This is a genomic window from Mesobacillus stamsii, assembly GCF_030814065.1.
Lineage (GTDB): Bacteria > Bacillota > Bacilli > Bacillales > Cytobacillaceae > Mesobacillus > Mesobacillus stamsii.
Genome location: NZ_JAUSUN010000023.1, coordinates 18,745 through 40,835, shown reverse-complemented (window position 1 = coordinate 40,835; position 22,091 = coordinate 18,745). Strand labels below are relative to the sequence as shown.

At 45.7% G+C, this 22,091-nt stretch carries 17 protein-coding genes; 3 read left to right on the top strand and 14 right to left on the bottom strand.

The genetic code is table 11. The annotated features are described in order from the left end of the window. Positions 1-32 precede the first annotated feature (32 nt). A complete protein-coding gene (locus tag J2S25_RS15535) occupies positions 33-1,478 on the bottom strand; it encodes a nicotinate phosphoribosyltransferase (protein ID WP_439117504.1) in 1,446 nt (481 codons plus the stop codon). A gap of 160 nt (positions 1,479-1,638) precedes the next feature. After that, complete coding sequence (locus tag J2S25_RS15530; RefSeq protein ID WP_044391466.1) at positions 1,639-2,580, bottom strand: diacylglycerol kinase; 942 nt, start codon at positions 2,578-2,580, stop codon at positions 1,639-1,641. A gap of 249 nt (positions 2,581-2,829) precedes the next feature. On the opposite strand from J2S25_RS15530, the gene plsY reads away from it, so the two are divergent. Together plsY and putP are read left to right on the top strand one after the other, a co-directional pair. Continuing rightward, positions 2,830-3,441, top strand: a complete 612-nt coding sequence (plsY, locus tag J2S25_RS15525) for a glycerol-3-phosphate 1-O-acyltransferase PlsY (protein ID WP_307192326.1) — start codon at positions 2,830-2,832, stop codon at positions 3,439-3,441. Positions 3,442-3,596: 155 nt separating this feature from the next. Next, complete coding sequence (putP, locus tag J2S25_RS15520; protein ID WP_307192344.1) at positions 3,597-5,075, top strand: sodium/proline symporter PutP; 1,479 nt, start codon at positions 3,597-3,599, stop codon at positions 5,073-5,075. 327 nt (positions 5,076-5,402) lie between these two features. On the opposite strand, the gene gatB is transcribed toward putP, so the two are convergent. The 4 genes from gatB to J2S25_RS15500 all read right to left on the bottom strand — a co-directional run bounded on the left by gatB (position 5,403) and on the right by J2S25_RS15500 (position 9,222). Further along, positions 5,403-6,830 (bottom strand): Asp-tRNA(Asn)/Glu-tRNA(Gln) amidotransferase subunit GatB, encoded by a 1,428-nt coding sequence (gene gatB / locus J2S25_RS15515; RefSeq protein ID WP_307192325.1) that lies wholly within the window; start codon positions 6,828-6,830, stop codon positions 5,403-5,405. 13 nt (positions 6,831-6,843) lie between these two features. Beyond that, positions 6,844-8,301: an Asp-tRNA(Asn)/Glu-tRNA(Gln) amidotransferase subunit GatA gene (gene gatA, locus J2S25_RS15510; RefSeq protein ID WP_307192324.1), complete on the bottom strand. Its 1,458-nt coding sequence runs from the start codon at positions 8,299-8,301 to the stop codon at positions 6,844-6,846. An 11-nt stretch (positions 8,302-8,312) separates the two neighbouring features. Next, the gene (gene gatC / locus J2S25_RS15505) at positions 8,313-8,603 is read right to left on the bottom strand and encodes an Asp-tRNA(Asn)/Glu-tRNA(Gln) amidotransferase subunit GatC (protein ID WP_307192323.1); all 291 of its coding nucleotides are present in this window, start codon (positions 8,601-8,603) and stop codon (positions 8,313-8,315) included. A gap of 175 nt (positions 8,604-8,778) precedes the next feature. Then, a complete protein-coding gene (locus tag J2S25_RS15500) occupies positions 8,779-9,222 on the bottom strand; it encodes a YueI family protein (protein ID WP_431305961.1) in 444 nt (147 codons plus the stop codon). Between the two features lie 872 nt (positions 9,223-10,094). Here J2S25_RS15500 and J2S25_RS15495 point away from each other — a divergent pair. Continuing rightward, positions 10,095-10,280, top strand: a complete 186-nt coding sequence (locus J2S25_RS15495) for a hypothetical protein (RefSeq protein ID WP_307192322.1) — start codon at positions 10,095-10,097, stop codon at positions 10,278-10,280. A gap of 65 nt (positions 10,281-10,345) precedes the next feature. On the opposite strand, the gene aceA is transcribed toward J2S25_RS15495, so the two are convergent. The 8 genes from aceA to J2S25_RS15455 form a co-directional block, all read right to left on the bottom strand. After that, positions 10,346-11,629: an isocitrate lyase gene (gene aceA / locus J2S25_RS15490; RefSeq protein ID WP_307192321.1), complete on the bottom strand. Its 1,284-nt coding sequence runs from the start codon at positions 11,627-11,629 to the stop codon at positions 10,346-10,348. A 916-nt stretch (positions 11,630-12,545) separates the two neighbouring features. Next, complete coding sequence (gene pruA, locus J2S25_RS15485; protein ID WP_307192320.1) at positions 12,546-14,093, bottom strand: L-glutamate gamma-semialdehyde dehydrogenase; 1,548 nt, start codon at positions 14,091-14,093, stop codon at positions 12,546-12,548. Between the two features lie 159 nt (positions 14,094-14,252). Further along, positions 14,253-15,464, bottom strand: a complete 1,212-nt coding sequence (locus tag J2S25_RS15480; RefSeq protein WP_307192319.1) for a CamS family sex pheromone protein — start codon at positions 15,462-15,464, stop codon at positions 14,253-14,255. 14 nt (positions 15,465-15,478) lie between these two features. Beyond that, positions 15,479-17,485, bottom strand: a complete 2,007-nt coding sequence (ligA, locus tag J2S25_RS15475; protein WP_307192318.1) for an NAD-dependent DNA ligase LigA — start codon at positions 17,483-17,485, stop codon at positions 15,479-15,481. Positions 17,486-17,536: 51 nt separating this feature from the next. Beyond that, positions 17,537-19,804, bottom strand: a complete 2,268-nt coding sequence (gene pcrA / locus J2S25_RS15470; protein ID WP_307192317.1) for a DNA helicase PcrA — start codon at positions 19,802-19,804, stop codon at positions 17,537-17,539. Between the two features lie 66 nt (positions 19,805-19,870). Continuing rightward, positions 19,871-20,557, bottom strand: a complete 687-nt coding sequence (pcrB, locus tag J2S25_RS15465; RefSeq protein ID WP_307192316.1) for a heptaprenylglyceryl phosphate synthase — start codon at positions 20,555-20,557, stop codon at positions 19,871-19,873. Positions 20,558-20,658: 101 nt separating this feature from the next. Further along, positions 20,659-20,973 (bottom strand): YerC/YecD family TrpR-related protein, encoded by a 315-nt coding sequence (locus J2S25_RS15460; protein ID WP_307192315.1) that lies wholly within the window; start codon positions 20,971-20,973, stop codon positions 20,659-20,661. A gap of 28 nt (positions 20,974-21,001) precedes the next feature. After that, the gene (locus J2S25_RS15455; protein ID WP_307192314.1) at positions 21,002-22,033 is read right to left on the bottom strand and encodes a DUF3048 domain-containing protein; all 1,032 of its coding nucleotides are present in this window, start codon (positions 22,031-22,033) and stop codon (positions 21,002-21,004) included. Positions 22,034-22,091 lie beyond the last annotated feature (58 nt).

The window sequence follows — 22,091 nt, the reverse complement described above, 5'->3', positions numbered from 1 at the left end:
AAGCTGCCTCCCTCAGGAAGCAGCATATACCCTTACATACTCTCACCAGTCATTTTCGCGATCTTTTCTTTCACTTCTTCTATATTGCGCATTTTGTTGTCCCAGCATTTTTGGCTGAGGTCAACCGGATATTCTTCTGGATTGAGCATACGTGTGTATTCTTCCCAAAGCACACCGAGGCAGTATGTCGAATGCTTGCGGACTTCCTCCAGGCTTGGCTGATTGTACACAAGCTGGCCATCCGTAAATATATCATGATGCAAATCACGTGCTGAAAAATTAGTGACAAATTTGCTGACAAAAGTGTGGACAGGGTGAAACATCTTCAGGCGATTTTCCTGCTGCGGATTTTCATCCTCCAGGGTAATATAATCCCCTTCAGAACGATTATTGATATTATTGATGATCCTGTATACATTTTTAATTCCCGGTGTGGTGACTTTTTCAGGATTGGAGGAAATTTTGATGGTGTCCTCCATTCTTCCATCAGACTGCTCCACTGCAACAATTTTATAAACAGCTCCGAGCGCTGCTTGTTCATAAGCGGTGATCAATTTGGTGCCGACTCCCCAAATATCGATCTTAGCCCCCTGGGCTTTCAGGTTCATTATCGTGTATTCATCCAGATCGCTGGAAGCGACAATTTTCGCTTGCTTAAAACCAGCTTCATCCAGCATCTTGCGCGCTTCCTTTGAAAGATAAGCAAGGTCGCCGCTGTCTAGACGAATTCCGATAAAATTGATTTTGTCGCCAAATTCCCTAGCGACCTTGATTGCATTCGGCACACCCGATCTGAGCGTATCGTAAGTATCGACGAGGAATACGCAATCGTTATGGGTTTCCGCGTATTTTTTAAAGGAGGTATAATCATCCTTATACGCCTGAACCATGGAATGCGCGTGGGTTCCAGCAGTTGGAATACCGAAAAGCTTGCCTGCACGTACGTTGCTTGTCGAGTCAAATCCTCCAATATAGGCAGCACGAGTGCCCCAGAGCGCCGCATCCAGTTCATGTGCGCGGCGCGTACCGAACTCCATCGCCACCTCAGCCTTCACGACCTGCTTGATACGCGAGGCTTTTGTTGCAATCAGTGTCTGATAGTTGACGATATTCAGCAGCGCCGTCTCGATTAACTGCGCTTGGGCAAGCGGAGCGTCCACCCGTAACAGCGGTTCATTGGCAAAAACAATTTCCCCTTCCTGCATCGAACGGATCGAACCAGTGAATTTCATATCTTGTAAAAAGGCTAGGAAATCCTCTCCAAATTCCCCTTCCTCTCTTAAATACTGGATATCGCTTTCTGTGAAGCCAAAGTTCTCGATATAATGAATGACTTTTTCCAGCCCGGCAAAAACCGCATAACCATTGCCGAAAGGAAGCTTGCGGAAAAACAAATCAAAAACCGCCCGGCGATTGTGAACGCCATCACGCCAGTAAGTTTCCATCATGTTTAATTGATATAAGTCCGTATGGAGCATTAAGCTGTCATCTATAAATTTCGTACTCAAAAAAAAACCCCCAAATTACTGCATCTGATTTGTCTTTGCTGATGCACTGATCTATTTCAATGATGCCGCATTCACATCTAACCAATCGAGCCCTCGAAGGGACAGAGGGAAGCACCTTTCCCCCGTTTCTTCATTCTGCTATAAACTTCCTTTCGAGGTTCTCCGGACGATCTTCAGGACGGATTTCATCAAGCGGGACGTAAACTTCGATATGCCTGTACAAATTTTCGAATTCAGCTGGAAGATTGCCTCCATATTCGCCGTCCAGATTCAACTGCACCGTTTCTTTCGCCTGCACCTTGATCCGATTTGCTTGTGTGTAGATCACCCCAGGGTCATAGATGTGTTCGCCCCTCACTGCCAGCGAAGCTATCCTGATAAAATCAGCCAGGCTTGTCTTTTTTAATATTAACAGCGAAAACAAGCCATCATTGATCGATGAATCAGGGGCAAGGCGCTCAAAGCCGCCGACTGAGTTTGTAAGTCCGACGAGAAACATCATCACTTCGCCTTCAAACAACTTGCCATCGTACTCTATCGTCACATGGGACGCACGGATGGATGGCAGCATCTCTATTCCTTTTAAATAGTACGCGAGCTGGCCAAGCATCGTCTTGAGTTTGCTTGGAACTTCGTATGTCAGCTCAGTCATCCTGCCGCCGCCTGCAATATTAATAAAATATCTATCGTTAATCCGGCCCACGTCCACCGGGATCGTTTCGCCATTTACAATGATGTCGACTGCCGCATCGATATCACGAGGAATATGCAGTGCACGGGCGAAGTCATTCGTTGTACCTACTGGAATGACACCAATTTTCGGGCGGTATTCCTGGTCAGCAATGCCATTGACCACTTCATTGATCGTCCCGTCACCGCCAGCTGCAATCACCAGGTCATAGCGCCGCTCGATTGCAATCCTCGCTGCATGCGTCGCATCCCCTTCCCCTGTTGTTGCATGGCAAGAGGTTTCATAGCCGGCATTTTCTAGTTTCACTAAAACATCAGCAAGATGCTTTTTAAAAGCTTCCCGTCCGGAAGTCGGATTATAAATGATTCTTGCTCTTTTCATACCCATCATCCTATTTACCTTGGTTTTTAATTTTGTTCCATCATTTTACATCATAGCTCATATTTCTCGTCCAAGCAATCACTGAGGCACTACCAGATCTATCATAAGCTACTTCAAAACTATTTGCCAAAAAAGCACTCCAGAAATGTTCTTTCCATTTTATTCTTTTTTCCGTACAATACAAAGAGAGCGATTACATTTATTGGCAATATCTTTTAAATATCTATACGGGAAAAAGGGGGATGTTTCATGATTTGGATGATGGTCCTAGCTGCCTATTTGATTGGCTCGATTCCAACAGCCTTATGGATGGGAAAATATTTTTTCCAAGTCGATATTAGGAACCACGGCAGCAAAAATCCTGGTGCCACGAATACACTGCGAGTGATGGGCAAAAAGGCTGCGATCATTGTCCTGCTGATTGATGGGGGAAAAGGAATGCTGGCAGCTTCCCTTCCGTTGATTTTCAATGTCCCAGTCGAATCTTTGTATGCGGGATTAATTGCGGTCATCGGTCACTGCTTCCCAATTTTTGCCGGATTTCGCGGCGGCAAAGCAATCGCAACAACAGCAGGTGTGCTACTGATTGCTGATGTCGGCATGTTCCTGGCCGTCTATCTTACCTTTTTCACCGTTATTCTTTTGACCAAATATGTATTTATCGGCTCTATTTCAGTTGGAATTGCGATGCTTATTTATTCATTCTTCTCACCGAACATCGAAGAACCACTTATTTTTACTGCATTTATTATTTTGTTACTTTTCTTGCACCGGTCAAACATCCAGAATTTCTTTAATGGCAGTGAACCGAAGATCACTGATAAGAAAGGCCGAGATCGCATTCCTCCTAAAAAACGCTAACATCAATTTAGTATAGTAATAGAGAAAATCACTATGAACCAAATAGTTTTTTTGCAGAAAAATAGAGTGTTAATTTTTCGGAAAAAATGATAGAATATTACATGTATTTGCAATATTTTTTTATTTTTATTAGCAAAAATAAAGGAGGAAAGATGATGTCCAATGAAATGTATCAAATTATCGCGATTGGAATTTACATGGCCGTGATGCTCTATATCGGCTGGTATGCTTACAAAAAGACAGCCAATCTGACAGACTACATGCTGGGCGGGAGATCGCTCGGTCCAGCAGTCACCGCACTTAGTGCCGGAGCAGCCGATATGAGCGGTTGGCTTTTGATGGGTCTTCCAGGAGGAATTTATGTTAGTGGTTTGGCGAATGCATGGATAGCGATTGGCCTTACGGTAGGTGCATACCTGAACTGGTTGTATGTTGCGCCTCGACTTCGTTCCTACACACTTGTAGCGAATGACTCGATCACCATCCCAAGCTTCCTTGAAAACCGTTTTAAAGATGATACAAAGCTTTTAAGAATTATCTCCGGCATTGTTATTCTACTATTTTTCACTTTCTATGTCTCCTCTGGTATGGTCGCCGGTGCCGTGTTCTTCCAGAGTTCCTTCGGCCTTAATTATCATACCGGCTTGCTGCTTGTTTCCGTTGTTGTCGTAGCCTATACCTTATTTGGTGGCTTCCTCGCGGTAAGCTACACCGACTTCATTCAAGGAATGATGATGGTCCTCGCTCTGCTGCTTGTACCGATCATCGGCTTCTCAAAAACAGGCGGAACTGCCGAGACGTTCAACACAATCCGGTCAATTGATCCTTCCTTGCTTGATTTATTTAAAGGGACTACCGTACTCGGGATCATTTCCACTTCCGCATGGGGGCTTGGTTACTTTGGCCAGCCGCATATCATCACCCGCTTTATGGCGATTACATCGATAAAAGAAATAAAAAGTGCCAGAAGAATCGGAATGGGCTGGATGATTTTCTCCTTAATTGGGGCTGTTCTAACATCTCTTGTCGGTCTTGCTTATTTCAATCAGAACCCAGATGTGAAACTGGATAACCCTGAGGCAGTTTTCATTGTGCTCGGGCAAATCTTCTTCCATCCATTGTTTGCTGGATTCATGCTGGCTGCGGTGCTGGCTGCGATCATGAGCACGATTTCTTCTCAGTTGATTGTTACATCCAGCGCCCTTACGGAAGATTTATACAAAATTTTATTCAAAAAAGAGAAATCCGATATGCAATATGTATTTTTCGGACGCTTGGCTGTGCTCTTAGTAGCAATCGTAGCCGCTGCGCTTGCATGGGCTCAGAACGATACCATTCTTGGACTGGTGGCATACGCATGGGCAGGCTTCGGTGCAGCGTTCGGACCGATCATCCTGCTAAGCCTGTACTGGCGTAAGATGACCAACTGGGGAGCGATATTCGGGATGGTTGCCGGCGCAGCCACCGTCGTCATCTGGAGCTATACCGGTCTGAGCGACACCATGTATGAAATCGTCCCTGGCTTCCTGATCAATCTGATTGTATCCATCGTCGTCAGCCTGGTTACTTATAAGACAAACCCGGAGATAGAAAAGGAATTTAATCAGAGTGTAGAGAACTTAAAATCGGAATAAAATAATCAAAACGTATTCCGATGGCACCGAGGTACACCGACATTTCGTCATTTCACCATCCAAATAAAGAATTTCAACCCGAACCTTCTCATAGGATTGGGTTTTTTTCGATAAGAACATTGAACCTGTCAATAAAGAACAGCGCAAGTGCCTTGGTGTGTACGTGTACCGACTAGTGCTGGAGCTGGACAGTTCTCAAACAACTTTTCTACTTTCTTATTCTATAAAAAAATAGAATCAAGTTAGAAAGTTTGTTGGGTAATTTCGACATCATTTCTCGGGAAATAACGACAAGAAAGCTGGCGATTGATTCGCCAGCTTTCGCTATTATCTTTTATTCAGTTCTTCCACCAGCAGTTTATTAACTAATGGCGGGTTCGCCTGCCCTTTTGTCGCTTTCATAATTTGACCGACAAGGAAACCTTTTGCCTTGTCCTTTCCACCTTTAAAGTCTTCAACAGATTGTGGATTGGCATCGATGATTTCAGTAATGATTTTTAGCAGCTCTCCTTCGTCAGAGATTTGCACAAGACCCTTCTCCTTGACAATTTGCTCCGGCTCACCGCCATTTTCGATTAATTCCTTGAAAACCTGCTTGGCGATCTTGGAAGAGATCGTGCCTTTCTCGATCAGGCCGATTAAGTCGGCAAGTGTTTTAGATGTCAGTGCTGTTTCATGAAGCTCCTTCGATTCGGATTTCAGATAAGCTGAAACCTCTCCCATCAGCCAATTGGATGCCTGCTTAGGGTTTGCACCTGCTCGCACTGATGATTCAAAGAAATCAGCCATTTCCTTCGAAACAGTCAACACTTCAGCATCATAAGGCGGCAGCCCCATTTCCTCGACATATCGCTTCTTCCGCACGTCAGGGAGTTCTGGAATTTCTGCACGGACTCTTGTTTTCCATTCTTCATCGATGTAAAGATCAGGTAAGTCAGGTTCAGGGAAATAGCGATAATCATCTGATCCCTCTTTCACGCGCATAAGCAGTGTCGTGTTCGTGGCTTCATCATATCGCCTTGTCTCTTGCTGAATTTTGCGGCCAGCAAGGATTTCCTGTTCCTGGCGCTTTTCCTCATACTCAAGCCCTTTGCGCACAAAGTTAAAGGAATTCAAATTTTTCAGCTCTGTCTTTGTGCCAAATTCCTTCTGGCTAACAGGACGGATGGAGATATTCGCATCACATCGGAGGGAGCCTTCTTCCATTTTACAATCCGATACGCCTGTATATTGGATGATGGACTTCAGCTTTTCAAGATAGGCATATGCCTCGTCCGGCGTGCGTATATCGGGTTCCGATACGATCTCCACGAGCGGCGTTCCTTGACGATTGTAGTCCACTAATGAATAGCCGTCTCCATGAGTTAGTTTTCCGGCATCCTCTTCCATATGGATGCGCGTGATGCCAATCTTCTTTTTATAGCCATTGACTTCTATTTCAATCCAGCCATTTTCCCCGATCGGCTTATCAAACTGGGAAATCTGATAGGCTTTCGGATTGTCCGGGTAAAAATAGTTCTTGCGATCAAATTTCGTATGCTCTGCAATTTCACAGTTCAAAGCCATAGCCGCTTTCATAGCGTAATCGACTGCTTTCTTATTTAAGACCGGCAGTACCCCCGGATACCCGAGATCGATCACGCTTGTATTTGTATTCGGCTCGGCACCAAATTGGTTCGGACTTGCCGAAAAGATTTTAGACTCTGTTTTTAATTCCACATGGACCTCAAGGCCAATTACCGTTTCAAACTTCATCTGTTTCACCCCTTTATAGCTCAGGTTGTTGTTTATGGAATGATGTCGCCTGCTCGAAAGCATAGGCTACCTTATACACGGTGCTTTCATCAAAATGACGGCCAATAATTTGCAAACCAAGCGGCAGCCCCTGGTCGAATCCGCATGGAACCGAAATGGCTGGAACGCCAGCTAGGTTTACCGGAATCGTTAAAATATCGTTTGCGTACATTGTCAGCGGATCGCTCGTATTCTCGCCGAATTTAAATGCAGGCGTAGGCGTTGTCGGTCCTACAATGACATCATATTGTTCAAATACTTTTTCAAAGTCCTGCTTGATCAGTGTTCGGACTTTCTGCGCTTTTTTATAATAAGCATCATAATATCCAGAACTAAGCGCAAAAGTCCCAAGCATAATCCGGCGTTTCACTTCCTCGCCGAAGCCTTCTGCTCGAGTCTTTTTATACATTTCGATCAGATTCTCTGCGTTTGGTGTCCGATAACCGTAGCGAACGCCATCAAAGCGCGCCAGGTTCGCGGACGCTTCGGAAGAGGACAATAGATAATAAGTAGCCAGAGCATACTTGGAGTGCGGCAGGGAAACCTCTTCCCATGTTGCTCCTAGTTTTTCCAGGACTGCAAGAGCATCCATCACAGACTTGCGAATCTCTTCGTTCACACCCTCACCAAGATATTCCTTTGGTACTGCGATCTTCAACCCTTTTATATCGCCATTTAGGGAAGCAATATAGTTTGGTACGTCGACTTTTGCAGAAGTTGAATCCATCTCATCGTAGCCAGCGATTGCTGTTAACAAATAGGCATTGTCTTCTACATTTCGTGTAATCGGGCCGATCTGGTCCAAAGAAGACGCAAACGCGATCAATCCGAAACGGGAAACAAGTCCGTATGTTGGCTTCATGCCTACCACTCCACAAAACGATGCCGGCTGGCGGATGGATCCACCTGTATCAGAACCCAAAGAGAACAGTACTTCCCCTGCTGCTACTGATGCAGCTGAACCGCCTGAAGACCCACCAGGTACGCGGTCCAAATCCCATGGGTTGAGTGTTTTTTGAAAGCCTGAGTTTTCATTCGATGATCCCATCGCGAACTCGTCCATGTTCAGCTTGCCGATTGTCACGGTTTCGGCTTGTTTAAGCTTCTGGATTACCGTTGCATCATAAATAGGATGGAAGTTTTCGAGAATCTTGCTTGCTGCCGTCGTACGCAGACCATTTGTTACAAGATTGTCCTTTATTCCAATTGGCAGGCCATATAATTTACTCGTTGGAGCGTTTTGCACGGCCTTTTCATCCAATGCTTTTGCGGTTGTTCTGGCATTTTCTTCATCCAAGGTTAAAAACGCCTGCACCTTGCCTTCGACCTCGCCAATTCGCTTGTATGATTCGTCAACCAGGTCGGAAACACTTATGTCTCTTTTATGTAAAAGCTTATGAAGTTCCGAAATCTTATGTTCAAATAAACTCATCGTCGATCCTCCTACTCAATAATTCCAGGTACTTTTACCTGCCCATCCTGGTGTTCCGGTGCATTCTTTAAAACCTCTTCCCGTGGCAGTCCTTTTTGGGCACGATCCTCTCGCATCACATTCTTTATTTCCAGCACATGAGCAGTCGGATCAACATTGTCCGTATTTAGCTCATTTAACTGTTCTGCGTATGTAATGATTTTATCCAACTGGTCTGTCAGCAATTGCGCCTCTTCTTCCGTAATCGCCAATCTTGCCAGGTGTGCGACATGTTTCACCTGACCTTCTGAAATCCTTGACATAAAAGCACCTCCATGTTCAATCGTCAGTCAATAATAATCATCATAGCAAAGTTTTCGTCCTTAAAGCAATATAAGCCTTGCCGTTTGTACTATTTTTACACGAAGCACCTAGTACTGGAACTCTTTATTTCTTTCCTAGACAAAAAAAGGAGCAGGCCTAGATTAACTGGCTTGCTCATTTGCTGAATAATCGAGAAAAGAATCCTTTTTTCTTGACTGGAGCAGTTTTGGGCATTGGTTTCTTTTTACTGAGATAAATATCTTCCTTATCGATCGCATAATCATGCGCTAAAACTAGCCCCAACTCGGAGTCATACTCCTTGTTGGTCACGATCGTAAACTCGATCCCGCGCTTCTCTGCCGCCTTAATATATTCTGATAAATATGGATAGGAGAGATTGCCATTTAAAAACAGATGGGCATCTTGATTTTGATCCATCAGCTGTTCCACCTCTGGTTCAACGCCATTTCGGATCACTTCTCTTTGTGTAAGCGCGATGACCACCCTTTCCCGAAGAGTTGTCAGAAACCTTCTTCGCTCATCAGGTTTTGTCTGCTTTGCACCATGGATCCCTTGTTGCAAATAATCATCCATCTTGCTATTGCTCAATTGGTCCACCTCCAACTTATTGTATCATCTTACCTCTTTGTGTGCTATTGAGCGAAACCCCTGCTTTCCCACACATCGATTCTCGACAGTTTTTCGGTTTTTGCGTTTCGTCATTGATTGAATCGTAAATAAAACCTTGGCTAATATTATGTATGTTCGCGCCCATTTGTCTGTGCTAGTTTAAGGTTAACCTATTTCAGGGCAAAAAAAACCTTCTCTTCGCATCGAAGAGAAGGACACAAATAGGAGAATGCAAGGTAAAAAATCAAATGGTAAATCCATCCCTGAGTTAAATGACCCAGGGATGAGAAAAACCGGGCAAACTGCGCCCGGTCCTTTTTTGGGTTTGGCGGATAATCGATTTCTACTCCAGACACTCACTTTCCGTTGGGCGTCAGGCGAGCCTCCTCCTCGCTTCGCTCAAACCTATTCCGATCGTAACCGAGCCTATCACCATCCGAATAAATAATTTCACCCCAAACCCTCACAGGATCGGTTTTTTTGATAAGAACATAGAACCTGTCAAAATAACGGGGCTTTCTTGACAACTTTTCACTCCAAGCACCCAAACCTGTCAAAATAACGTCGGTTTCTTGTCTTGTCCAGCACTAGCACATTGCTCAACGCTTAGGCAACCCGTTTGCCGCTAACTCCTCGAGACGTTTTTCACCTTCTGGTCTATCAACAAAATAGATTCGTTTAAGAATATTTGGCTCCACGCCTCGATTTTCCCGCAATTGCAAAAAAGGGGCAACATATAAATTCTGATATTATGAGAAAAGCGCAAGCGCCTTGGTCAGCTCCGACAAGCGCTGCCCGCCTAAAACGCAAGTCCCGTGGCGGGCGGGTCTAGCACGTCCTGTGCCTCGGAGGGCCAACCGGTGAAGTCGTCTTTGACTTCATTGGGCGGATCGAAACCAATAAGTATAGCCGACTGCCCAGAAACACAGAAACTGGAGACTCCACCGGAAGAAGCGCTTTTTGCTTCTGCCGGTGGAGTGGAAGTTTCGGAGTTTCTAGGAGGCGACACTAGCTTAGCGACTCGAGGGGCTAGCCGCTGGAGCTAGACAATTCTCGTAGTGAATTTTATACTTTTCTTATCTTTTGAAGAAAACCCGTTAAACGGACAAATTCATCTAGAAGCAGTAAATTGCGCTTCCTCAGTGGACCCTTTTAGCGCAGTCGTTGAGGAAGTTCCTCCAGAGATGACCATTGATACATCATCGAAATAGCCAGTTCCGACTTCGCGCTGATGTCTTGTTGCTGTGTAGCCGTACTGCTCACTTGCGAATTCGGCTTGCTGCAGCTCGGAGTATGCAGCCATGCCGCGCTCTTTGTAGCCGCGAGCCAGTTCGAACATGCTATGATTTAGCGCATGGAAGCCTGCCAATGTAACGAACTGGAATTTATAGCCCATTTTCCCAAGCTCGATTTGGAACTTTGCGATCGTTTCCTCGTCCAGCTTCTTTTTCCAATTGAATGACGGCGAACAGTTGTAAGCAAGCAGCTTTCCAGGGAACTTTTCCTGGATGGCTTCTGCAAACCGGCGAGCTTCTTCCAAGTCTGGTTCAGATGTTTCACACCAGACCAGGTCAGCATATGGGGCATACGCCAAACCGCGGGCAATTGCCTGATCTAGACCAGCCTTCGTGCGGAAGAATCCTTCAGGAGTTCTTTCGCCTGTGATGAATGGGGCATCAGTCTGATCGACATCGCTTGTGATCAAATCTGCTGCATTCGCATCCGTTCGCGCAACAATCAAGGTTGGCGTTCCCATTACATCTGCCGCAAGTCGTGCAGCAATTAGATTGCGTACTGCTGTCTGTGTTGGAAGCAGCACTTTGCCGCCAAGGTGTCCGCATTTTTTTTCAGAAGAAAGCTGGTCCTCAAAATGCACGCCTGCAGCACCCGCTTCAATCATTCCCTTCATCAATTCGAACACGTTTAGCTGGCCGCCGAAGCCCGCTTCTGCATCCGCTATGATTGGCGCGAACCAGTCAATAGAATCGTCTCCTTCGCCATAAGTGATCTGGTCGGCCCGCTGCAAAGCTTGGTTGATCCGCTTAACTACCGCAGGGACACTATTTGCAGGGTACAAGCTTTGGTCTGGATACATATTTCCGGATAGGTTTGCGTCTGCAGCTACCTGCCAGCCGCTCAAGTAAATCGCCTTAAGGCCCGCTTTTACCTGCTGCACTGCCTGGTTGCCAGTTAATGCTCCGAGTGCATTGACAAAGTCTTCTTCATTTAGTAGTTTCCAAAGTTTTTCCGCACCGCGACGTGCAAGTGTATATTCCATATCAATTGAACCGCGAAGCTTGATAACATCTTCCGCAGTATAGGTTCTTTCTACCGCAGCCCATCTGTTATCCAATTCCCAGCTTTCCTGCAATTGCTTTACACGATCTTGAGTCATTTTCATTCCTCCTGATTTACGATTTTTCCAGCTACTAAACGAGAGACTGATAGATACTTCCTATTAATTTCTTTTCTGCGTTTCACCCCTTTGTTATAGTACAGATTGGATATATCTAATAAGTATTATATAACAGAATTTTTTGAATGCAACCATTTTGTGAATTTTTCTGAAAAGATTCTAAAATTGAGACTTTAGACCCTATTTGATGAAAAATAGACTTAGTATAGTGCTCATTGGTGTATGCCAGTTCAGAGGCATTTTTAGTAAACAACCCATTGGTGACCTCTTTTCCCTATTTCTGGTTTTTTTGGGCACCAATGCGGCTCATTGATGACCTCTTTTTCCGATTTTTGGTTTTTTTGAGCACCAATACAGCTCATTGGTGACCTCTTTTCCCTATTTCTGGTTTTTTCGAGCACCAATACGGCTTATTGGTGACCTCTTTTTCCTATTTCTGGTTTTTTCGAGCACCAATGCGGCTTATTGGTGACCTCTTTTCCCGGTTTCTGGTTTTTTTAGGCACCAATGCGGCTTATCGGTGACCTCTTTTCCCGATTTTTGGATTTTTTAGGCATCAATACAGCTCATTGGTGACCTCTTTTCCCGATTTCCGGTTTTTTTGGGGCAATGTAGTCATAGTATTAGGTGATGTTTTGTGGTAGGAACTATTCTAATGATCATCGGGGCAATTGTCGTGATCGGTTTCTTGTTCAGTTTGTTATAAGGTTCGTTAAAAGGGTTGCCACTGGGATAAATAGGACCTAGGCTATCCTCTTTAGAATGATGGGCTAGCTCCTTCTAAAGCTAAAAATGGTTTGTGCTGCGGCTTCACAAAAAAGGGTCAACATATAAATTCTGTTATTAAAAAAATCCCCCTCCTCATATGAGAAGGGGGATGTCACAGCTCTATTTGTTAATACATTTCGGAAGTAGTCTTAGCTTGCATGTGGAGCAGTAGGTAGTCAGGTCCGCCAGCTTTTGAATCTGTTCCTGACATGTTGAAACCGCCAAATGGCTGATATCCGACAATTGCGCCTGTGCAGCCGCGGTTGAAGTAAAGGTTTCCGACATGGAAATCTTCACGTGCCTTCTGGATGTGTTCACGGTTACGCGTGATTACTGCTCCAGTCAGGCCGTATTCTGTGTTGTTCGCAATTTCAAGCGCTTCGTCAAAGTCCTTCGCTTTTGCGAATGCAACAACTGGGCCGAAGATTTCTTCCTGCATGATGCGAGCTTTTGGATCAGCGTCTGCAAAGATGGTTGGCTTAATAAAATAGCCCTTTGAGCTATCGCCCTCGCCGCCAGTCATCAAACGTCCTTCTTCTTTGCCAATTTCAATATAGCTCATGATCTTATCGAATGCACTTTGGTCGTTAACAGGACCCATGAATGTGCTTTGGTCGGTAGGATCATCCAGCTTAAGCTCATTTGTCAGTTCAACAACACGGTTAAGGACCTGGTCATATACGTCCTCAACGATGACGGCACGTGAGCATGCGGAGCACTTTTGGCCGGAAAAGCCAAATGAAGATGCAGTGATCGCTTGTGCAGCCAATTCTAGGTCAGCGTCTTTGTCGACAACGATTGTGTCTTTGCCGCCCATTTCAGCGATGACACGCTTCAGCCAGATTTGACCCTCATTCAATTTTGAAGCGCGCTCGTAAATGCGAAGACCTACATCGCGTGAACCGGTGAAGCTTACAAAGCGAGTGTCTTTATGGTCAACAAGGTAATCGCCAACTTCTGCGCCGCTTCCTGGTACAAAGTTAAGAACTCCTGCAGGAAGTCCTGCTTCTTCCATAACTTCAACAAACTTAGCGGCAACAACCGGTGTGGTCGAAGCAGGCTTTAATAGAACTGTGTTTCCAGTGACGATTGCTGCTACAGTTGTTCCAGCCATGATCGCCAACGGGAAATTCCATGGCGAAATGATGATTCCAACTCCAAGAGGAATATAGTCATATCGATTGTCTTCATTTGGACGGCTTTCTACATGGACGCCGTCTTTGATTCGCAGCATTTGGCGAGCATAAAACTCAAGGAAGTCGATTGCTTCTGCTGTATCAGCATCTGCCTCATTCCATGGCTTACCAGCTTCTTTTGTTAAAAGCGCCGAAAATTCGTGCTTGCGGCGGCGAATGATGGCAGCAGCCTTGAACAAAACATCTGCACGTGTTTCAGGCTTCACTTTTCTCCAGCTCTTGAACGCTTCGACAGCCGCCTGCATTGCTTTTTCAGCAAGCTCGCGGTTGGCCTTGGAAACACGTCCAACAACTTCTTCTTTATTGGATGGGTTGTAAGATACAATTTTAGCTTCTGTCGAGATTCTCTCTCCGCCAATAACCAAATCGTAATCCTTGCCTAGATAACCTTCCACTGTCTTAAGTCCTGTTAAGTATCCTTCACGGTTTTCATCAACTTTAAAATTCGTGAAAGGCTCGTGTTTGTATGGCTGAACCATTCGATCCCCTCCTATGTAGTAAATCGTTTTCATTCCCTTTCCATTCTATCATGAGAGTCTCTTAGTGTTCAATGCCAACGTATTAGCAAGTCCTGCTTATTTCGACGATTTTAGACGATACAGAAAAAGCAAAGAGCCATTCTGCTCTTTGCTTTGCTTTTACTCATAAATATGGACAAAAGGTTCATCCTGTTCCGGCTTCTTAACAATTAGCGCCTCTTGCCCGAGGACGGAGGAGACGCTGACCTGCACGGAAACATAGTTAGGGAAATGCTCCATGACAAGACCGGTTACATACTGGGTGAAGCCGATTGCTTCTGCCTTTCCGTAAAATTGGATAGGAATTTCGATGTTCAGCTCCTGCAGCTGGCCATCTAAATAAAATCCTTTGCCAATGACGCCATTGTAGTTAGGGAAGTATGCTTCGACATCCTGTTTGAAATTCTCGAAAAATGTCAGATCATCCCTGTGTTCCTTCTCCGCTTTGTCAGATGGAAACAGGATATATTCTTCTTTTACTTCTTTCCAGTTGCCGATATCATTGCTTCCTTGGGAAACTTCTGTAAAAGCAAAGAAATTCCCCGGCACGACGGAAGAGCGGCTTTCCTGTTCAAATAACCCAATAGTAATCGGGATATTCTTTAACTCTTCGATATTCCGGAGTCTGCTCAGTATTTGCTTGGCAATCTTTTTCCCTTCTGCTTCCAGTTCAGACCGGGTTATGTTTTTTTCGTATACAGCTCCAAATTCTTCGGTACGATAATAATGAATGGAATTCAACGCCAGCCCGATCGCAATGCCGCCAAGCTGGTATGTTCCCTCTTTCCCGGACTGGACGAGGTAATCATGCTCGAGGATATGGGCCAGATAAATAGGATTTTTTTCATTTCGAGTTTTGATGTCTCCTGTGCCAGTATCGATCGGATTCAATCCAAGATTCTCCACTGTGACATCCTTATTTTTATTCTCCTGCTTAGCCCGCAGTTCTTCTTCCTTCGCTTTTACCTGAGCAGGCGTCATTTCTCTCGCCAGCCAGGCAGAGACAGTGTCACCGTCAAGGTACTGGCCTTCTTTAAAAACATACTGATCGGTCGAAAAAGAGTTTTGGGCAATCCGCATCAATCCCGTTTCAAACTCGGTGATGTCATACCTAGTATTCAAATTATTGACGACCATGCCGCGAGCTTCCCCCGGCTCGAACGGCATGATGGTACGGTAATATTTGTCCGAAATTTTGTATTTCGGGATAATCGCTTTTTCTTTCGTAGCATCATCCTTTTTCTGGACGACCTCTTGTTGCTTTTGAAAATTAGGGGCACAGGCCGTCAGCAAAAGGACAAGAGATAGAGCGACTATGGAAAGCTTTCTCATGGCATGTACACCTCTTATTTATTTAATTCTTCCAGCATTTTCTCCTCATTCCACACTTCAATCCCTAGGCTCTCTGCTTTGGCAAGCTTTGAGCCGGCTTCTTCTCCGGCAATGACCAAGTCGGTTTTTTTGCTGACGCTGCCGGCTACATTGCCGCCAAGCGTCTCGATCCTTACTTTCGCTTCGTTTCGGCTCAATTGCTCCAGCTTGCCGGTTAGCACGATCGTTTTACCGGCAAAAAATGAATCTGATTCCTCCGCGGTTACTTTTTTAGGTCCTTTGTATTCCATATTGACGCCAATTGCTTTTAATTCGGAGATCAGTTCCTTCACTTTTTCATTGCCAAAATACGTGACGATGGAGTCGGCCATTTTGTCGCCAATCTCGTTGATCGCAATCAGTTCATCCTTTGATGCTTGCATAAGCTGATCGATTGTTTCAAATTCCTGAGCCAAAGTCTTTGCGGCTTTTGCACCAACAAGGCGGATCCCCAGTCCGAACAGCAGCTTTTCCAACGAATTAGCCTTTGTTGCTTCAATCGCAATCAGCAAATTGTTGACGGACTTCTCTCCCATTCGCTCAAGGGCGAGAAGCTGCTCGCGTGTCAGCTTGTAAATATCGGCTACATCCTTGATCAGCTCCTGAGCAAACAGCTGGCTTACTACCCGTTCACCAAGCCCGTCGATATTCATCGCATCACGGGAAACGAAATGGATCAACCCTTCTCTGATTTGGGCAGGACATTTCGGATTGATGCAGCGAAGCGCGACCTCCCCCTCCATCCGGACAAGCTCGCTTCCGCATTCAGGGCAGTGAGTTGGCATATGGAACTCTACTTCTTTGCCTGTCCGCTGCTCAACGAGAACATTCACCACCTCAGGAATGATGTCACCCGCTTTTTTGATGACGACCTTGTCGCCGATTTTGATATCTTTTTCACGGATTAAATCTTCATTATGCAAGGAAGCACGGCCTACGGTTGTACCTGCAACCTGTACAGGCTCAAGGATGGCTGTTGGGGTCACAACCCCAGTGCGGCCTACGTTCAATTCAATGTCCATCAAAGTCGTGACAACTTCTTCGGCAGGAAATTTATAAGCGATTGCCCAGCGCGGACTTTTCGCCGTTGTTCCCAATTCAGCTTGTTGGTCAAGTGAATCCACCTTGATGACGATGCCATCAATATCATACGGAAGATCCGGGCGTTTTTCGACCCAGCCATTCACATACTCGATGACCGCTTCGATACTGTCAACCTTGCGGCGTTCTTTATTTGTTTTGAATCCAAGCTGCTCCAGATAATCCAGTCCTTCGCTATGAGAACGGATTCCTGTATCGCCGACATCGGCGATGCCATAAAGGAAAACATCAAGATTCCTAGAAGCGGCAATCTTCGGATCAAGCTGACGCAAAGAGCCTGCTGCTGCATTGCGCGGATTGGCAAATGGCTCTTCTTCGCGTTCTTTCCTGGACTTGTTCAAGGCTATAAAAGACTTCTTAGGCATGAACGCCTCTCCGCGAACTTCAAGCGAAACCGGCTTTTTCAGACGGATCGGCAAGGAACGGATGGTTCTTAAATTAGACGTAATATCCTCTCCTGTTGTTCCATCACCGCGGGTTGCCCCGCGGACGAACATGCCATCTTCATAAATAAGCGAAACGGCAAGTCCATCGATCTTCAGCTCGCAAACATAGGATACATTGTCGCCAACACCCTGGCGAACACGGCGGTCAAAATCGCGAAGTTCCTGGTCGTCAAATGCATTCCCAAGACTTAGCATTGGAATCGTATGCTGCACCTTATGGAACATCGATAATGTCTCGCCGCCGACACGCTGTGTCGGGGAATCAGCCGTCTGCAGTTCCGGGAATTGTTCTTCGATTTCAAGCAGTTCCCGCAACAGTCTGTCGTATTCCGCATCCGGAATTGTCGGCTGGTCAAGAACATGGTAATCATAACTATATTGATTCAACAGATTTTGCAAATCCTTCGCTTTTTTCTCAGCGCTTTGAAAATCCATAAATCCAGCCCTTTCATAATTAAGATGAGCATATTAACTGGGTGCAGAAACTTACGCCTTCGTAATCGGTGCAAACTTGGCCAGCAATCGTTTGATTCCCGTAGGACTCGGAAAAGCAATATCTAGCTCCGTTCCTTCTCCGGACCCCTTCACACTGACAACCGTGCCAGTTCCCCATTTGCCATGCTGGGCTTTGTCGCCAACCTTCCAATCGAGACCCTCGCCGCCGCTGGCTACGGCAGCCGGTCGAGTCACAGCCCCGCGCGCAGGTATAGATGCCGCGCCATTTCTCCCTCCGCGGATTGGAGTTGGTCTTGCTCCGTTAGCTGGTGTTGGTCTTGCCCCACTAGCAGGTGCCGATGTTCTTCCTCTTGGCACGGCATCTTCGATTAACTCATCAGGAATTTCTTTGATAAAACGTGATTCCTGGTTCATATTCGTGCGGCCGAAAAGAGTACGCATCTGTGCATTCGTGATGAAGAGTTCTTCCTCGGCGCGGGTGATTCCCACGTAAGCAAGACGTCGCTCTTCCTCCATTTCATTCTCTTCCATCAAGGAACGGCTATGCGGGAAAACTCCCTCTTCCATTCCGATCAGGAACACCACCGGGAACTCTAGTCCCTTGGCTGAATGCAGGGTCATTAATGTGACAACATCGGTTTTTTGTTTGCCGTCATCATCAAGACGGTCGATATCGGCAACAAGCGCCAAATCCGTCAGAAACGCGACTAGGCTCTTATCTTCACTGCTTGCTTCAAAACTCTTTGTTACCGATAAAAATTCCTCTATATTTTCCAGTCTGCTCTCCGATTCCAACGATTTCTCTGCCTTAAGCATATCGCGATAGCCTGTCTTATCAAGGATTTCCTCCACCAGCTCAGTAACCGATAGGTATTCCTGCTGCTGCGTGTAATGGCTGATCAGGGTGCGGAATTCAGCCGCTGCTTTTTCCGCCTTCGGGCTGAGTCCGATCATTTCAATCGTCTCGAGCGCCTGGAACATTGACAGGTCATGCATCGTTGCGAAGTTGGCAATTTTTTCAATCGAGGTTGTTCCAATTGCGCGCTTTGGAACGTTGATGATTCTCTGCAAGCTGATGTCATCATCCGGGTTGGAAATCAGGCGCAAGTAAGCAAGGATGTCCTTAATTTCTTTCCTGTCATAGAACTTAGTGCCGCCGACAATCAAGTAATCAATGTTGGACTTCAGGAATGATTCCTCGATCACGCGCGACTGAGCGTTTGTCCGGTACAAGATCGCGATGTCAGACAGCTTGTGGCCCTGCCGCAGCAGCTCCTGGATTTTTCCAATGACGAACTGTGCTTCGCCATGCTCGCTATCTGCACGGTAATACATGATTTTATTGCCCTCGGCATTTTCCGTCCACAAATTTTTCGGCTTGCGGTTCATATTGTTTTGGATCACCATATTCGCCGCCAGCAAAATCTTTTTCGTCGAGCGATAGTTCTGCTCGAGCAGAATCACGCTGGCTCTCGGGTAGTCTTTTTCAAAAGAAAGGATATTCGTGATATCCGCACCTCGCCAGCGATAAATCGATTGGTCGGAGTCTCCGACGACACAAAGGTTCTGGAAGCGCTGGGCAAGCAGTTTTACCAGCATGTATTGTGCCTTGTTTGTATCCTGGTATTCATCTACGTGTATATATTGAAATTTGCGCTGATAATATTCAAGTACTTCCGGTATGCGGATGAATAAGGTGATCGTGGTCATGATTAGATCATCGAAATCGAGCGCGTTATTTTTGCGGAGCCTGCGCTGGTATTCTTCGTACACATCGCTGACCTTCTGTGAAAAATAATCCGCAGCTGTTTTCGCATATTCTTCAGGTGTGATCAATTCATTCTTCGCCGAGCTGATCGTCCCTAGGATCGCTCTTGGATCGAATTTCTTCGGATCCATGTTCTTATCTTTCAAAATGGACTTAATGACCGATTGCTGGTCTGTTGAATCAAGGATCGTAAAATTCCGATTATAGCCTAGACGATCGATGTCCCGGCGCAAAATTCGCACACACATGGAATGGAACGTCGAAATCCAAATTTGGTCTGCCGCTCCGCCCATCATCTTTTGAATCCTGTCGCGCATCTCGCGCGCCGCTTTATTCGTAAATGTAATCGCCAGGATGTTATAAGGATTTACCCCTTTTTCGACCATTAAATAGGCAATCCTGTGGGTCAAAACTCTTGTTTTCCCTGAGCCTGCTCCGGCCATCAGAAGCAGCGGTCCGTCGACTTTCTTGACAGCCTTCTGCTGCTCCGGATTCAGGCCACTCAATAATTTATCCGTTAAAAACTGCACACTCTCCACCACCTATACAAACACTTGTTCTTATTTTACCCGATAATACCATACAATTCAACTAGATTAGGACTTAATTGAAGCAACTGTTTTCACTGCTTCATCGATGTTTTGGTAGATGATATTCCCTACAACAATCACATCGGCATGGGCAGCCATTTCTACTGCCTGCTGTGCGGACTCAATCCCGCCACCGTAAAAGAGGACCGTTTGGTCGAGCACATCCTTTGCCGCTTTGGCATATTCCGGATTTCCGTAGGTACCGCTGTATTCCAAATAGAAAATCGGCAAGTGGAACATTTTTTCCGCCATCATCGCGTATGCTCGTACATCATCGACTGAAAGCTCTGTCTTCGCCTCGGTCAATTTGGCCGCCTTGCAATCCGGATTGAGGATGCAATAGCCTTCCATTTTCACCTCAGCCCAATCCATTAGATGGCCATATTCCTTGACCGCTTTAACATGCATCCCGGTAATCCACTCCGCGTTGCTGCTGTTTAGCACCGTCGGGATAAAATAAAAATCAAATCCCGGCGTGATTGAGTCGATCGTCGAGACCTCGAGAATGCATGGTACCGTATACCGGCGGACGCGAGCCATCAAATCGAGGACGCCTTCCAGCGTGACTCCATCCGTCCCACCAACTAGTATGGCGTCAGTTCCAGACTCGCAAATTCTTTCTAACTCTTCATCAGTGATCTGCTTATTTGGGTCGAGTTTAAACACATGTCTCCACTCGCGAACATCGTACATCGCAAAATTGCCCCCATTCTAACTATCCATTTCCCCATTATAGCATTGGTGCTATAATTTAAAAAAGACGGAATCCTATTTGATTCCGTCCTCAAGAAAAACTAATTTGCTTTTTCAGTATTTTCCTGCTCTTTCAATCGTTCGAGTGCCATTTCGTATGCATCGTTCCCATAGTTCAGGCAGCGCTTGACGCGGGAAATTGTGGCAGTGCTTGCGCCTGTTTCTGTTTCGATTTTGTGGTAGGTCTTCCCTTCTCGAAGCATGCGGGCTACTTCCAGACGCTGTGCAAGTGACTGGATTTCATTCACTGTTGCCAGGTCATCAAAGAAACGGTACGCTTCTTCCAGGTCCTTCAGCGATAAAATCGCCTTGAACAATTGGTCGAGTTCCTTGCCTCTTAATTTATCAATTTGCATATATTCTACCCCTTAATTCACTCGGAATTTATTGTGGAGAGTCGAATGAGACATCACTGATTGATGGGACAATATTGATCCAAGTTTTCCCGGGAACGAAACCAGCTTTTGACCCATCTTTATAAGGGATGATTCTGCTAGCTTCCTTTTTCCATTGTATCTCATTCACTTTGCCTTTTTGAAATAGATAGCCCTTGCCTCCGGAGTTCATGTCGATTTCCCTGCGTCCGGCATTGTCGACAACTTTATGGTCCATTTGGACGATAAGGATATTATCGAGTAGAATAGGTCCCTTTGATTCAAAGTCAACGGTTTCTTCGCTTCCATTAAAACGGTGGTACTTAGCCTCCACCGGATTATACTTGTAAATAACATCGAAAGACGGCGAACCATAGGATACCATGAAGTCTTCCGCCGGAGTTCCCTCGAGCAGTTCTGCTTCCTTGCCGCTCAAGAATACTGCAGGTTCAGGCGCTTTGTCCATTCCATAGCCTCTCATCTCCGCACCCTTTACGATATTCTCATACGTTATATACGAATTATGAGGCGCCTTGCGGAAATCAGCACGTTTGAACAATGATCCGTCATATTGCATGCCATTGATGTTATCAATTTCGCCGCGTTCCAGCATTTCCTTCGCTTCAGGACTGTAACCATGGGCGATGAAAAAGCTGTCAAACCCCGATGCCAAATCGATGAAGTATTCCCTCGCACTGCGAACAGGGCCGATGTTTTCAGGCTTCTCACTCTGAAAAATCGCCACAAACCTTGTTACGCCGCCTTCAGCCAAAACTTCATAAACAACGTCTGCTTTATTCAGCCCGGATTGCGGCCTTGCTTGCGGGTGATTATTGACAACCACTGCTACTGCCCGGTCTGACGATATCTCTGTTGTGCCCACTCCGGTAAGCGGAAATTGAGCTTGCAATCCTTCTGTTTCCTTTTTATCCGTTTCCGCTTGTTTTTCTTTCTCTATTTCTTGTTTTTTTGTCTCTTTGCTGCTGCATCCTCCTGCAAGCACGATTGCTACAGCCAGCACAGCGATCCATATTTTTCTCATTTGGCCACCCCTAGAACACGGTTCATGCATGGCTGTCTATTTCTTAGATGTACTTTTA